Genomic DNA, 14,168 nt, shown 5'->3' on the forward strand with positions numbered 1-14,168 from the left:
GCCCGCTCCCGGGTTCCGGGTCATCGGAAGGCGTCGAGTCCGGTGAGCGCCTTGCCCAGCACGAGCTGGTGCATTTCGACGGTGCCCTCGTAGGTGAGCACCGACTCCAGGTTGGTGGCGTGCCGCATCACGGGGTACTCGAGGGAGATCCCGTTGGCGCCGAGGATCGTGCGCGCGGTGCGGCAGATCTCGATGGCCTCGCGGACGTTGTTGAGCTTGCCGAAGCTGACCTGTTCGGGACGCAGCCGTCCCGCGTCCATGCGCCGCCCCAGATGGTGGGCGAGCAGAATCCCCTTGTGCAGTTCGACCGCCATGTCGGCGAGCTTGGCCTGGGTGAGCTGGAACCCCCCGATGGGCCTGCCGAACTGTTCCCTGCTCTTCGCGTACTCCACGGCGGCCTCGAAGCACGACCGGGCGGCCCCCATGGCACCCCACACGATCCCGTAGCGGGCGTGGGAGAGACAGCTGAGCGGTCCCTTGAGTCCTGCGACACCGGGGAGTACGGCGTCGGCGGGCAGCCGTACGTCGTCCAGGACCAGCTCGCTGGTGACGGAGGCGCGCAGGGACCACTTGTGCTTGATCTCCGGGGCGGAGAAGCCCGGGCTGTCGGTGGGGACGACGAACCCGCGGATGCCGTCGTCGGTGTGCGCCCAGACGACGGCGACACCGGCGACGGAGCCGTTGGTGATCCACATCTTGCGGCCGCTCAGGACCCAGTCGGAGCCGTCGCGCTTGGCGTACGTCCGCATCGAGGCCGGGTCGGAGCCGTGGTCGGGTTCGGTGAGCCCGAAGCAGCCGATGACCTCACCGGCGGCCATGCGCGGCAGCCACTGCTGCCTCTGCTCCTCGCTGCCGTAGCGGTGGATGGCGTACATGGCGAGGGAGCCCTGCACAGAGACCAGGGACCGGATTCCGGAGTCCGCGGCCTCGAGTTCCAGGCAGGCGAGCCCGTACTGCACGGCGCTGGCTCCCGCGCAGCCGTAGCCGCTGAGGGACATGCCGAGGGCGCCGATGCCGCCCAGCTCACGGGCGAGCTCGCGGATGGCGGGCAGCTCGCCCTTCTCATACCACTCGGCGACGTGGGGCAGCACACGGTCCGCCGCCCAGGTCCGTACGGTGTCGCGGATGGCGCGGTCCTCGGCGTCCAGCAGGTCGTCGATCCCGAGCGGGTCGGCCGGGTCGAAGGGCGGCAACGTCGAGGACGTGGTCATGGGAGCAGCCTCCGTGACACTGAAAACTAACAGCGCTAGCCAGGTTGGACGGGGCCGACGCTACGGCGCGGTGCGCTCCACGTCCAGTACCGGGCCGGCCCCCCGGGCAGCTCGTTGCCCGAGGAGTGGGCGGGGCCCCGGCTACGCCGTGACGCGCGTGTCGGCGGCCTCGCGCGAGGTCGGCACCCCGGCCGGAGGTGCCTCACAGTGCATCACCCGCGGCAGCCTCACCGCCATCAGCGCCCCCAGCAGCAACAGCCCCGCGCTCACCACCAGCGTCACATGCAGGCCGTGCACGAAGGAGTCCCGCGCGGCGTGGCGCAGTGCGGCGCCCCGCGCACCGCCCAGCCGGTCCGCCACCTCGTACGCCTCCCCCAGCGAGTGCCCCGCCGCCCGTGTCGCCCCCGCCGGGACTCCGGGCACCGAGGACAGCCCGGGCGCGTACGCCGCGTTCATCACGCTGCCCAGCAGTGCGATGCCGATGCCCGCGCCCAGCTGGTACGACGTCTCGCCGATCGCCGCCGCGCCACCGGACTGCTCCTGCGGCGCCTCGCTCAGCATCGACTCGTACGCCGCGAACAGCGTGGTCTCCAGCCCGAAGCCCAGCAGGACGAAGCCGGACAGCAGCAGTGCCGGGTCGTCCTCCCCGCCCATCGCCGTCAGCAGGAGCACCGCCGCGGCCGTGAGGCAGAAGCCGACGGCGACCATCCGGCGCGGACCGAACCGGTGCAGCAGGTGGGAGCCGGCCAGGCCCGCCGCCATCGCCGCGAAGGTCAGCGGCAGCAGCCTGAGGCCCGTCTGCAGGGGCGAGAGACGCAGCACCAGTTGCAGGTACTGCGCCGCGATCAGCTCCAGGCCGACCAGCGCGAGCATCGCCAGCACGATGCACCCCACCGATGTGCTGAACGCCGGACGCGCGAACATCCTCAGGTCCACCAGGGGGTGTGCGCGGCGTCGCTGCCGCCGCACGAAACCCGCCAGCAGGGCCGCGCCCACCAGCAGCGGCAGCAGCGTGGCCGGGGCGATCGGCGGCTCACCGCCGCCGAGCCGCTTCACTCCGAGCACCAGCCCGAAGAGACCGCCCGCCGCCATGAGGGCGCCGACCACGTCCCACGGGCCGTCCCGGTCACCCCTCGACTCGGGCAGCAGCAGCCGTCCGACCGGCAGACTGACCAGCATCAGCGGGATGTTGATCAGGAAGACCGAACCCCACCAGAAGTGCTCGAGCAGGAAGCCGCCGAGCAGCGGACCGACCGCCGCCCCCACGGCGGCCACCGCGCTCCAGATGCCGATCGCCAGCGCCCGCTCGCGCCGGTCGGGGAACACCTGGCGCAGGATGGACAGCGTCGCCGGCATGATCATCGCGCCGCCCACGCCGAGCAGCGCCCGCGCCGTGATCAGCACCTGGGCGTCCTGGGCGAGGGCGGCGACGCCGGAGGCGACTCCGAAGAGTCCGTAGCCGAGCAGCAGGACGCGTCTGCGGCCGATCCGGTCGCCCAGCGTGCCGAACAGGATGAGCAGCGAGGCACAGACGAGCGGATAGGTGTCGACGATCCAGAGCAGTTCTATCGCGCCGGGCTTGAGGTCCTCGGTGACGGCGGGCATCGCCACGTGCAGCACGGTCGCGTCGAGGGCGACGAGCAGCAGGCTCACACAGAGGACGACGAGCACGACCCAGCGGTTGGCACCCGCCCCGGCCGTCCTACGGCGCAGCCGAGCGGCGGCCGTGGTCGTCCCGGACATGTACGTACCTCCCAGATGGTCCCTCGCTTCGGCGGATCCACGAGGTGGGGACGTCCCCGCGGTAGTGGCCGGGAGGAGCGGTACTCCGGGCCCACGCAACGAAGTGAGTGAGTCGTCAGCGTACGCGAGTTCCCCCGGCCGTCGCGTGGCAGACCTCTCACGTTCTTCTGGCGGAGGATGTGGTATGCGCCACGCCTCCCCCGGTCCACCACGCGCGGATGACCGCTGCGGTTCCGTACGGCGCCGATAATCGAGCGCGTGACCGATCTTGCAACGCGCCCGCCCCCCACCGGCACCGTACGCCGGGCCGCCCCCGCCCTCGCGGGGTACGCCGCCGTGCGCGCCATGGGGCTCGTCGTGCTCGCCGTGTGGAGCGCGGCGCGCGGCACGAGCCCGCACACGCTGCTGAGCGCCCGTTGGGACTCGCTGTGGTACACCCGGGTCGCCGCGCTCGGTTACGGCTACGAGGTCCGTCTGCCGAACGGCGACGTGCACTCCAACCTCGCGTTCTTCCCGCTGCTGCCTTGGCTGGAGCGGCTCGGCGCGGCACTCACCCCGTTGTCGTACGCCGACGCGGGCCTGGCCGTCTCGACGCTCGCCTCGCTCGCCGCGGCGTGGGGGATCTTCGCCGTCGCGGACCATGTGTACGGGCGCCGTGTCGGAGTGTGCGCGGTGCTGGTGTGGGCGGCGCTGCCGGTCGGGATCGTCCAGTCGACGGCGTACAGCGAGTCATTGTTCACGGCGCTCGCCGCCTGGGCGCTGTACGCGGTGCTGACGGACCGCTGGGTGAGTGCGGGCGTGCTCGCGTCGCTCGCGGGCCTGACCCGTCCGGTCGGTGCGGCCGTGGTCGCGGCCGTGTGGGTGGCGGCGATCCGTGCGTACGTACGCGACCGGGGCGCGTCGGCGGTGGACGGGCGGCCCGGCAACCCTGTTCGCCGGGCGCTGGGGATGCTCCTCGCCCCGCTCGGCGCCGCCGGGTACGTCCTGTGGGTCGGTCACCGCACCGGCCGGGGCCCGCTCGGCTACCTCGACGTCCAGGCGGGCTGGCGCAACGGCTTCGACGGCGGCTACGCCTTCGCGCGCTTCGCCGCCGCCAAGTTCACGTCCCTGGCCTCGGTGCCGGCCGGCGTGGGTCTGGTGGCCGGGGTCGCGTTGATCGTCTGGTTGTACGTGGTGTGCGTACGGCAGGGCCAGCCGCTGCCGTTGCTCGTGTACACGGGCGTGGTCACGGCGCTCGCGCTCGGCGCGGCAAGCTACTTCGGCTCGAAACCGCGCCTGCTGATGCCCGCCTTCCCCCTGCTGCTGCCGCTCGCCCGCGCTCTCGCCCGGGGACGGACATCGACGTCGGCGTCGGTGCTCGGCGGTGTCGCGTTGGCATCGGCCGTCTACGGAGCGTTGTGGCTCAACGGATCCGGTCCGCTGTGATCCACTCGGCGACTGGCGGTGATCGGCCGGGGAATTGAGCCCCAGCATTCGGTGAACGAATGGATATGGGCCATTAAAACGTGGACCCCGAAGATCAATGGAATTGAAGGTCGCTCCGCGCAGCTCATTGCGGAATCCGTTGATATAAACGCCCTGTTGAGAGGAATCCCACATCACATCGTCATCACGACCCCAGTGATTCGGGCGGGTTCACAGCTCACCCGCTGTAACGTCGATTGAGTGCGTACCGAACGAAAGCTGAGCCGTTGGGAGCGGGTCTTCGCCCGGTTGGACCGTGAGCCGAGCCGACCGGCCCACATCGACGTGCCCAGGATGAGCCGGCACCGAGTTGTTCTCTTCTCGGCAACTCTGGCCTTCTACTTGGCGATCGTGTGGGCCGTCGTCGTCTCCTCCTGGCTGGTCCGGCTCGACTGGCAGGTCATGTTCTTCCGGCCGTACCAGCAGTGGCCGCAGATCCACGCGTTCCTCGACTACTACGTGGTGCTCGGCCAGCGCGGCCCCACCGCGGTGATGGTCGCGGCCTGGCTCGGCTGGCGCTCCTGGCGGCAGCACACCCTGCGCCCGCTGCTCACCCTGGCCACGGCGCTGCTGCTGCTCAACATCACGGTCGGAGCCGCCAAGTACGGCATGGGCCGTCTCGGACCGCACTACGCGACCGTCATCGGGTCGAACGAGATGTGGCGCGGCGGCGATATATTCCCCTCCGGTCACACCGCGAACGCCGTGGTGACCTGGGGCATCCTCGCCTATCTGGCCTCCACGCCGCGAGCCAGACGCTGGCTGTCCGCGCTCTCCGCGGTGACCTCCCTGGGCGTCGGCATGACCACCGTCTACCTCGGTACGCACTGGCTGAGCGACGTGCTCCTCGGCTGGGCCGCGGGCCTGCTCATCCTGCTGGCGCTGCCCTGGTTCGAGTCGCCGATCGCCACCGCCGAGGTCCGCATCCTGGCGCTGCGGGACCGCCTGCGCAGCCGCCGTGCCGCCCCGGCGCGCGTTCCGGCCCCGGTCGGCGCCCCGTCGCTGGTCGTCACCCCGCGCACCGCCGACGAGCCGGCGCCCGCGTGGGAGCCGGTGACCGCCTCCCGCGCCCCACGCTCACCGGCGTACCTGGCTCCGGGACCGCACATGGCCCGGGCGGAACGCACCCCGGTCACCCCGGTGGGCAGCCGCCGCCCGCCGCACTCGGACCGCGCCTCGCGCGGCACCGCCTCGGCCCGGCCCCTGGCGGGCGGCTGAGCGGCGCACGTCGCGGGACCGGTACGCACACCCACCCGCACGCATGACGAAGGCCCCGGCTCCTGCGAGCCGGGGCCTTCGTCATGGGCGTACGCGGTTCGGTCAGCCCTTCCAGGAGCGCTTGACCCTGCCGTCCTCGACCTCGAAGTTGATCCGTCCGAAGAGGTACTCCATGGTGATGATCGAGCCCGGCGGCAGCGAGCGGACCGTGCGCCAGCCGCGCTCGCGGGCGAGCCGCTCGGCCTGCCCGGCCTCCAGGCCGACGTAACGCTCCGGGGAGTCCTCGGGTTCGGCGTCAGGTGTGGGATGGGGTGCCATGCCGCCACGGTAGGCCGCGGGCTCCCGAGGCGGAAGCCCGGAGCGCCACAGGAGGCTCAGATACCCCTCCGATCACGCTTCTGTCACAGGATCACGACACCCGTTTCGCCCCAACGGAGTCACACGTACGGGCGGTTCCGGTCGCGCCGCGCACGCCGCCGAACGTAATTCGGGACTAGCTTGACCACGGTCGGAAGGGGTTCGGAAAAACCCCGCGGAAAGCCGGGTACGCAGTTCACCGCGGCTCTTTCCAATCCGATTCCGGGATCGTCCGCGCCGCCTGACTCCGCATAAGAAACACACGGCTTCAGCACAGAATCCCCGTATGTCTGCGGTCGGAGCCGTCGGCGGCGCGCGCAGCATGACGTGAGCCCGCGGGAGTGCCGGGCCGCGGGCGCCGGCAGGCCCCGGGCGCGACGAGCGAGAGGCAAGCATGGGCACGGACACGGCGCGGGCGATCGCGGGGCCCGTACCGCGGAGGCGGGCCGGGCGGCTGGTCGTCGACTGGCTGACGACCACCGACCACAAGAAGATCGGCCACCTCTATCTGATCACGTCGTTCGGCTTCTTCCTGATCGGCGGCGTCATGGCGCTGCTGATGCGCGCGGAACTGGCCAGGCCCGGCCTGCAGATCATGAGCAACACCCAGTACAACCAGTTGTTCACCCTGCACGGCACGATCATGCTGCTGCTGTTCGCGACCCCGAGCTTCGCGGGTTTCGCGAACGAGATCATGCCGCTGCAGATCGGCGCCCCCGATGTGGCGTTCCCGCGGCTGAACATGCTGTCGTACTGGCTGTTCCTGTTCGGCGGGCTGATCGTGCTGGGGTCGCTGCTGACGCCGGACGGCGCCGCCGACTTCGGCTGGTTCGCCTACGCCCCGCTCAACAGCCACGAGCACACGCCGGGCATCGGCGCCGACATGTGGATCCTGGGGCTCGCGCTGGCCGGCTTCGGCACGATCCTCGGCGCGGTGAACTTCCTGACGACGATCGTCGGGATGCGCGCGCCGGGGATGACGATGTTCCGGATGCCGATCTTCACCTGGAACACGCTGTTCACGTCGATCCTCGTCCTGATGGCGTTCCCCGTGCTGGCCGCGGCGCTGCTGGTCCTGGAGGCGGATCGGCGGTTCGGCTCGCAGGTGTTCGAGTCCGCGAACGGCGGCGCCATCCTGTGGCAGCACCTGTTCTGGTTCTTCGGCCATCCCGAGGTCTACATCATCGCGCTGCCGTTCTTCGGGATCATCACGGAGATCATTCCGGTCTTCAGCCGCAAGCCGATCTTCGGCTATCTGACACTGGTCGGCGCCACGATGGCGATCACCGGCCTGTCGATCGTCGTCTGGGCGCACCACATGTTCGCCACGCAGGCGGTGCTGCTGCCGTACTTCTCGTTCATGTCCTTCATGATCGCGGTGCCGACGGGGGTGAAGTTCTTCAACTGGAGCGGCACGATGCTGCGGGGCTCGCTGTCGTTCGAGACCCCGATGCTGTGGGCGACCGGCTTTCTGGTGTCGTTCCTGTTCGGCGGGCTGACCGGGGTGATCCTGGCGTCGCCGCCGCTGGACTTCCACGTCACCGACTCGTACTTCGTGGTCGCCCATTTCCACTACGTGGTCTTCGGCACCGTCGTCTTCGCGACCTTCGGCGGCTTCTACTTCTGGTGGCCCAAGTTCACCGGCAGGATGCTGGACGAACGGCTCGGCAAGATCCACTTCTGGACGCTGTTCATCGGCTTCCACACCACGTTCCTGGTGCAGCACTGGCTGGGCGCGGAGGGCATGCCTCGCCGGTACGCCGACTATCTGGCCGCCGACGGGTTCACCGCGCTCAACACCGTCTCGACGATCGGCGCGCTCCTGCTCGGCCTGTCGACGCTGCCGTTTCTCTACAACGTGTGGCGGACCGCCCAGTACGCGCCGAAGGTGGAGTCCGACGACCCGTGGGGCTTCGGCCGCTCCCTGGAGTGGGCGACCTCGTGCCCGCCGCCGCGGCACAACTTCGTCACGCTGCCCCGGATCCGCTCGGAGTCCCCGGCGTTCGACCTGCACCATCCGCTGTACGCCGGTCAGGCCCCTCAGCCCGAGCCAGAGCGGCATCAAGCCGGTCACGAGCCGTCCTGACGGTCTCGGTGAGCTCGGTGGGCTCCAGGACCTCGAAGGGGAAGCCGGTCATCATCACATGAACCACCATCGCCTCGAGGCTGGGGGCCCCGGTGCGCAGCAGACAGCTGCCGTCGCTCTCCGCCTCCAGGGCCCCGGCCGACGGGGAGATGCGCTCGGCCGCCTCGTGCAGCGGCACCAGCAGCCGCAGGACGGCCTGCGTGGCGTACGCGCGTGTGGAGACGCCCCGCGACACGTAGGCGGCCAGGTCGTCGGCCGGCGGTGTGCGCGGGGTGAAGCGGGGCCCGTGCGGGGGCTTGGGGGTGATGCGGTCGACGCGGAAGGTGCGCCAGCCGTCGCGGTCGAGGTCCCAGGCGACCAGGTACCAGCGGCGCTCGGTGCACACCAGGCGGTGCGGCTCGACCGTGCGGCGGGTGGCGGCGCCCTCGTGATCGCGGTACTCGAAGCGCAGCCGCTCCGCGTCCCGGCACAGGTGGGCCAGCTCCGTGAGCACACCCGGGTCCACCGGGGACGGCGCGGGCCCGCGCAGCATCGGCACGGTGAAGGCGTTCAGGGCGCCGACGCGGCGGCGCAGCCGGTCGGGGAGCACCTGCTCCAGCTTGGCGAGAGCGCGGACGGAGCTCTCGCCGATGCCCTCGATGCCCTGTCCGGCGGCCGTGCGCAGCCCCACGGCCACGGCGACCGCCTCGTCGTCGTCCAGCAGCAGCGGCGGCAGTTCGGCTCCCGCGCCGAGCTGGTAGCCGCCGCCGGTCCCGGGGCTGGCGTTGACGGGGTAGCCGAGGTCGCGCAGCCGTTCCACGTCGCGGCGGACGGTGCGGGGGCTGACGCCCAGCCGCTCCGCGAGGTCGGCTCCGGACCATTCGCGGTGGGCCTGGAGCAGGGACAGCAGGCGCAGCAGTCGGGCCGAGGTGTCCAGCATGGGCCGAGTCTGCCAGGCCCGGCGGCCGGGGTTGTCCGCAAGGCGGTCAGCTCACGGCGCTGACGGTCACCGACAGGTCGTTGTCGACGGTGTAGTAGGGCCGGGCCCGGACCTCGCCGTGCTCCGCCCGCACCGCGGCCTTCGGGTAGCGGAAGACCGGCCTCTTGTCCACGACGTCGTCGAGCAGCCGAGCGATCCGCACCCGCGGCCCCTCCTCCCCCGCCGGGCGCAGCCACAGGTCCCAGATGCCGGGGTCGAGCGGCGCGTAGGGAACGGTGAAGCCGAACTCCGTCTCCCGGGCGGTGACGCCCGTGCGCAGCACCTTCTCCGCACAGCTGCGCTCACGGACCTCGGCATAGGCGTCGGGTGCGAGCCCGGTGCCGTACACCCGGCCGCTCACCGTGAACCCGGCCTGGGTGATGTGCAGTTCTCCGGCCTCGGCGTGCGGGGCGCGCAGCCAGCTGCGGACGGCCAGGGTGCCCCGCCTGGTGGTGTACGGGATGCGGACGGCGATCCGGGCGGCCGTTTCCCCGGGCACGCGGTCGACGAGGGACCGCAGGTCTTTGACGCCCGGGACGAGGGGGTGCGGCTCGTCCTCGGCGAACCGTGCGTAGGCGTCCCAGCGGCCCTCGGGCAGGTCGACGCTGCTGGGCAGGGCGGCGCGCAGCCGGCCGCCCTCGGCGGGAGCCAGGGGCAGCGCGCACTCCTCGCCGTCGCGGCGGCGCAGCACCAGGTGGGCGGGACCCGGCTCGGCGACGCCGATGTCGAAGGTCAGTCCGCCCGCGGTGTCGGCGACGCAGTCGGCGGACAAGGGCGGGGCGGCGCGTGGGCCTTCGGTCATCATGCGGGGCGCCCCCTTCTCAGCGCGCTGCGCCCGGCCTCCCGAACTGTGTGGGCGCCACCGAGCGGCGCCGCCCGGGTGCGGTGGACCGAGCCGCGCAGCCGGACGGGCGGGGGCGAGGCCGATGAATGCGGTACACCGCGACAGGTGGCGTACACACCGCCCCGGCCGAGCCGGCCCTCCGCGTCCTCCCAGCCTCCCACGGACGGGCGGCTCGTGCGCGTCGTCGCAGGCGGGGGCGGCCGCTCACGGCCACGGGGAGCGGCAGCCCGTGGCCGTGCACGAACGCGTCGGGCCCCGACGTCCCGCTGAGACGTCGGGGCCCGAGGGCGGGCGCGGTCAGAGTTCGAGCCGCTGCCCGGGAACGATCAGGTCGGGGTCGCCGCCGATGACCGACTTGTTGCGCTCGTACAGCCGCTGCCAGCTGATGCCGTGCCGCTCGGCGATGCCGCTGAGCGTGTCGCCCTGGCGCACGGTGTAGTCACCGCGGGACGCGCTGCGGTTGACGTGGCCCGTCGAGCGCTGCGGCGCCTTCCACGCCTGCTTCGCCGGGGCGGACTCGGTGGTGGCCTTCTTGGAGGAGGAGCGGGTGCTCACCTCGGCGCCCGACGTGGTGGGCGCGCTGCCGTAGGCTCCGGCGCGCTGCGAGCAGACCGGCCAGGCGCCCCAGCCCTGGGCCTGCTGGACCTTGGTGGCGATGGCGATCTGCGCCTGGCGGGAGGCCTGGTCGGCGGTCGGGGCGTAGGCCGTGCCGCCGTACGCGCGCCAGGTGCCGGCGGAGAACTGCAGTCCTCCGTAGTAGCCGTTGCCGGTGTTGATGTGCCAGTTCCCGCCGCTTTCGCACTGGGCGATGCGGTCCCACACTCCACCGTCGGCCGCGGCGGCGTTGCCGGTCGCGGCGAGCAGTCCGAGCGGGGCGAGCAGGGCCGCGCCGGCGAGGACCGCCGAGTTACGGGTCGTACGAGTCTTACGGGCGTTATCGGCACATTCGGACATGTAATTCCCTCTCCACAGACCCGGATCCCCCAAGGCGAGGCGCGCCGTCCCGCGCATGAACGCGGTCGTCGCACTCCGCCCCGTCCGCCGGAGGTGGTGCTGCGCGCCGGCTGTGCGGCGCGGCCGGTGGACGTACCCGGGCGGTGCTCGTTGCACACGGCGGAGGAATGTAAGGAGGTCTGCAGCCCGGAATCAACCGACTCGATGTCATTCCAGGCCAGTTGGCGGTTACCGCGGGTATCGTCGATTTCAGGCCACCCACTTCATTCGCTGATTTCCGGATTTGTCGACCAGCGCACGCGACGGTCTGTGAGTCAGTTCACGGAACCAACTCGCAGTGACTTGGCAGAAGTTGACGTGGAGTAACCGATTCCGCAGGGAGCTTCACCCTGCGCGCTGGTCGGTTCGATTCCGTTCGCCTTCGGGCGTGACTCCGGCCACAGATCGCCCGTTGTCATCTTCATGAGCCGGGGACCCCCGGGCTCATGGGCCGGGAGCCACCCGGCACCGTCACGCACCGCATCCCGAGGGAGCCACCCGTGCCGCGCATGCTCGACGTCAGCGACGCCGTACGCGCCGAGATCGGCGACGAAGAAGCCGACCGGCTGCTCGCCGGAGACAACACCCCGGGCAGTTACGACTGCACCTCCTGCCGCACCCCGGGCGACTCCTCACAGGAGCGCACCAGCACCGTCCTGTTCGTCGGCGAGGAGACGGCCGTCCTCGCCTTCGCCCACGCCACCTGCCTGCCCTCCCAGGTCGTCCAGGTCACCGAGGAACAGCTGCAGGGCGCCGTCCGCTCCATCGCCGCCGACCAGGGGCCCGGCACGGCCGTACCCGAGCAGGCGGTGCTCGGTGTCACCAGCGGACTCGTCCTGATCGCCGGAGAGCTGCACCCGGCGCTCGTCGTGGAGCCGACCGCGCCGATCGCGCGCCCGGGCACGACCGGGATCGGCGACGACTTCCTGCCGCTGCTCATCGAGCAGGGCTTCATGCCGCTGACGGCGATCGAGTCGGTGCCGCCGGTGCTGCACGGCTGGTCGGTGCTGCTCGCCGTGGGCCAGCTGCACGCGGTGCTGCAGCCCGGGGCGAACGGCGGGCAGCCGGTGGCATGGTGGCAGGCCCACCAGCCGCTGCAGGTGACGGACGGGTGGCGGGCGGCCGCCAACAAGCACCAGCAAGTGCTGATGTTCGCCGCGCCGGTGGGATCGATCGGGCGTCAGCCGCGTGAGGACCTGCTGCGTGAGGCGCTGGACAGGGCAGCGGCGTACGGCAAGCTCGTGGCCGCGGCGTTGCCTCTGGCGGGCATCTGAGGCCTGGCCCCTCTCCAGGGCGCCGCCGCTGCCGACGAAGCGGACCAATCGTGCGCATCCCTTGAGCGGCGGGGTCGTTGGCACCTACGTGCACGCATATGACGTCCCCCGCCGCCAGTCCTACCAGCCGATCCGCTCCGGGGCAGCGACCCAGGCCCCCTCCGCCACGCCGATCTACGACGCGCTCTACGCCGAGTACGTCAGGGCCTTCCGGGCGTGCCCGGGCGACCGCAGCGGCGAGGAGGATCTGGGCTTCACCGCCTTCTCCGCCTCCCCCCAGCACGGGACCGGGCACCTGGCTGCCCAGCACGGCCATACGGCCTCGGCGGCCAGCGTCTGGCAGCAGGTGGCGCGGCACGCCCGCGGCATGCACCACGTCCCGGCGCTGCCCCCCGCACCACGCAGGGGGCTGTGAGCGGGGCGGCAGAGGACGCAGAACACGCGAAGGGCCGGCCCCCGCACGGAGGCCGGCCCTTGTGTCACTTCACGTCACTTCTTCTTGCCGCGCTTCTCGCGCACGCGGACCGAGATATGGATCGGCGCACCCTCGAAGCCGAACTCCTCGCGCAGCCGCCGCTCGATGAACCGGCGGTAGCCCGCCTCGATGAAGCCGGAGGCGAAGAGCACGAACCGCGGGGGCTTGGTGCCGGCCTGCGTGCCGAAGAGGATGCGCGGCTGCTTGCCGCCCCGGACGGGGTGCGGGTGCGCGGACACGAGCTCGCCGAGGAACGCGTTGAGGCGGCCCGTCGGCACCCGGGTCTCCCAGCCCGCGAGGGCGGTCTCGATCGCCGGGACCAGCTTCTCCATATGGCGGCCGGTACGCGCCGAGACGTTCACCCGCGGCGCCCACGCCACCTGGCCCAGCTCGGTCTCGATCTCCCGCTCCAGGTAGTAGCGGCGCTCCTCGTCGAGGGTGTCCCACTTGTTGAAGGCGAGCACGAGCGCACGGCCCGCGTCCACCGCCATGGTGACGATGCGCTGGTCCTGTACGGAGATGGACTCGGAGGCGTCGATGAGGACGACCGCGACCTCCGCCTTCTCGACGGCGGCGGCGGTGCGCAGCGAGGCGTAGTAGTCGGCGCCCTGCTGGAGGTGGACCCGCTTGCGGATGCCGGCCGTGTCGACGAACTTCCAGGTCTTGCCGCCGAGTTCGATCAGCTCGTCGACCGGGTCACGGGTGGTGCCCGCCAGTTCGTTGACGACGACGCGCTCCTCGCCGGCGACCTTGTTCAGCAGTGAGGACTTGCCGACGTTCGGGCGGCCGATCAGGGCGACACGGCGCGGTCCGCCGACCCCGGCGCCGCCGAAGGTCTGGGCGGGCGCCTCGGGCAGGGCCTCGAGGACGGCGTCCAGCATGTCGCCGGTGCCACGGCCGTGCAGCGCCGAGACCGGGTACGGCTCGCCGAGGCCGAGGTTCCACAGGTACGCCGCGTCGGCCTCGCCGCTCGGGCCGTCGACCTTGTTGGCGGCGAGCACCACGGGCTTGCCCGCCTTGCGCAGCAGCCGGACCACCGCCTCGTCGGTGTCGGTGGCGCCGACCTTGGCGTCGACGACGAACACGACCGCGTCGGCGGCCTCGATCGCGTACTCGGCCTGCGCGGCCACGGAGGCGTCGATGCCGAGGACGTCCTGCTCCCAGCCGCCGGTGTCGACGACCTTGAAGCGGCGGCCCGCCCACTCGGCCTCGTAGGTGACGCGGTCGCGGGTGACGCCGGGCTTGTCCTCGACGACGGCCTCGCGGCGGCCGATGATGCGGTTCACCAGGGTCGACTTGCCGACATTGGGGCGGCCGACGACGGCGAGCACCGGGAGCGGGCCGTGTCCGGCCTCCTCGATGGCGCCCTCGACGTCCTCGAGGTCGAAGCCCTCTTCCGCGGCGAGCTCCATGAACTCCGCGTACTCGGCGTCGCCGAGCGCCCCGTGCTCGTACTCGTGCTCAGCCGAGCCGTCGGGCTGGATCTGGTCGTTCATGAAGTCCGTACCTCGTTCATCGTGGTGATCGGTGGAGCACCGCACCTAC

12 protein-coding genes are annotated in these 14,168 nt (G+C 71.6%); 5 read left to right on the forward strand and 7 right to left on the reverse strand.

The annotated features are described in order from the left end of the window. Positions 1–20 precede the first annotated feature (20 nt). Both ACIRC0_RS29175 and ACIRC0_RS29180 read right to left on the reverse strand, forming a co-directional pair. Complete coding sequence (locus ACIRC0_RS29175) at positions 21–1,211, reverse strand: acyl-CoA dehydrogenase family protein (protein WP_403621655.1); 1,191 nt, start codon at positions 1,209–1,211, stop codon at positions 21–23. Positions 1,212–1,352: 141 nt separating this feature from the next. Next, positions 1,353–2,954: an MFS transporter gene (locus tag ACIRC0_RS29180; protein WP_403621658.1), complete on the reverse strand. Its 1,602-nt coding sequence runs from the start codon at positions 2,952–2,954 to the stop codon at positions 1,353–1,355. Positions 2,955–3,212: 258 nt separating this feature from the next. Between ACIRC0_RS29180 and ACIRC0_RS29185 the strand changes: the two genes are divergently transcribed. Together ACIRC0_RS29185 and ACIRC0_RS29190 are read left to right on the forward strand one after the other, a co-directional pair. Then, entirely contained in the window at positions 3,213–4,379 is a 1,167-nt protein-coding gene (locus ACIRC0_RS29185) for a glycosyltransferase family 39 protein (protein ID WP_403621661.1), read from the forward strand. 240 nt (positions 4,380–4,619) lie between these two features. Further along, positions 4,620–5,636 (forward strand): phosphatase PAP2 family protein, encoded by a 1,017-nt coding sequence (locus ACIRC0_RS29190; RefSeq protein WP_403621664.1) that lies wholly within the window; start codon positions 4,620–4,622, stop codon positions 5,634–5,636. Positions 5,637–5,738: 102 nt separating this feature from the next. Here ACIRC0_RS29190 and ACIRC0_RS29195 read toward each other — a convergent pair whose 3' ends face one another. Further along, a complete protein-coding gene (locus ACIRC0_RS29195) occupies positions 5,739–5,954 on the reverse strand; it encodes an I78 family peptidase inhibitor (protein ID WP_388997366.1) in 216 nt (71 codons plus the stop codon). 433 nt (positions 5,955–6,387) lie between these two features. Between ACIRC0_RS29195 and ctaD the strand changes: the two genes are divergently transcribed. Beyond that, positions 6,388–8,079, forward strand: coding sequence for a cytochrome c oxidase subunit I (gene ctaD, locus ACIRC0_RS29200; RefSeq protein WP_403621668.1), 1,692 nt, complete (start codon positions 6,388–6,390; stop codon positions 8,077–8,079). Here ctaD and ACIRC0_RS29205 read toward each other — a convergent pair. From ACIRC0_RS29205 to ACIRC0_RS29215, 3 genes are all read right to left on the reverse strand, one after another. After that, positions 7,961–8,998: a helix-turn-helix transcriptional regulator gene (locus ACIRC0_RS29205; RefSeq protein WP_403621671.1), complete on the reverse strand. Its 1,038-nt coding sequence runs from the start codon at positions 8,996–8,998 to the stop codon at positions 7,961–7,963. The genes ctaD and ACIRC0_RS29205 overlap by 119 nt on opposite strands. Positions 8,999–9,044: 46 nt before the next feature. Continuing rightward, positions 9,045–9,839, reverse strand: a complete 795-nt coding sequence (locus ACIRC0_RS29210; RefSeq protein WP_403621794.1) for a hypothetical protein — start codon at positions 9,837–9,839, stop codon at positions 9,045–9,047. A gap of 339 nt (positions 9,840–10,178) precedes the next feature. Continuing rightward, positions 10,179–10,835: a transglycosylase family protein gene (locus tag ACIRC0_RS29215; protein WP_403621675.1), complete on the reverse strand. Its 657-nt coding sequence runs from the start codon at positions 10,833–10,835 to the stop codon at positions 10,179–10,181. Between the two features lie 539 nt (positions 10,836–11,374). On the opposite strand from ACIRC0_RS29215, the gene ACIRC0_RS29220 reads away from it, so the two are divergent. Further along, positions 11,375–12,148, forward strand: coding sequence for a hypothetical protein (locus tag ACIRC0_RS29220; RefSeq protein WP_403621678.1), 774 nt, complete (start codon positions 11,375–11,377; stop codon positions 12,146–12,148). 88 nt (positions 12,149–12,236) lie between these two features. Further along, positions 12,237–12,563 carry a hypothetical protein gene (locus ACIRC0_RS29225; protein ID WP_403621681.1) on the forward strand — a complete coding sequence of 109 codons (327 nt, stop codon included), beginning with the start codon at positions 12,237–12,239 and terminating at the stop codon, positions 12,561–12,563. A 74-nt stretch (positions 12,564–12,637) separates the two neighbouring features. Here the strand turns inward: ACIRC0_RS29225 and der are convergent, their stop codons facing one another. Then, positions 12,638–14,119 carry a ribosome biogenesis GTPase Der gene (gene der, locus ACIRC0_RS29230; RefSeq protein WP_403621684.1) on the reverse strand — a complete coding sequence of 494 codons (1,482 nt, stop codon included), beginning with the start codon at positions 14,117–14,119 and terminating at the stop codon, positions 12,638–12,640. Positions 14,120–14,168: the final 49 nt, after the last annotated feature.

Source organism: Streptomyces sp. NPDC093984 (assembly GCF_044764595.1).
Classification (GTDB): domain Bacteria; phylum Actinomycetota; class Actinomycetes; order Streptomycetales; family Streptomycetaceae; genus Streptomyces; species Streptomyces cynarae.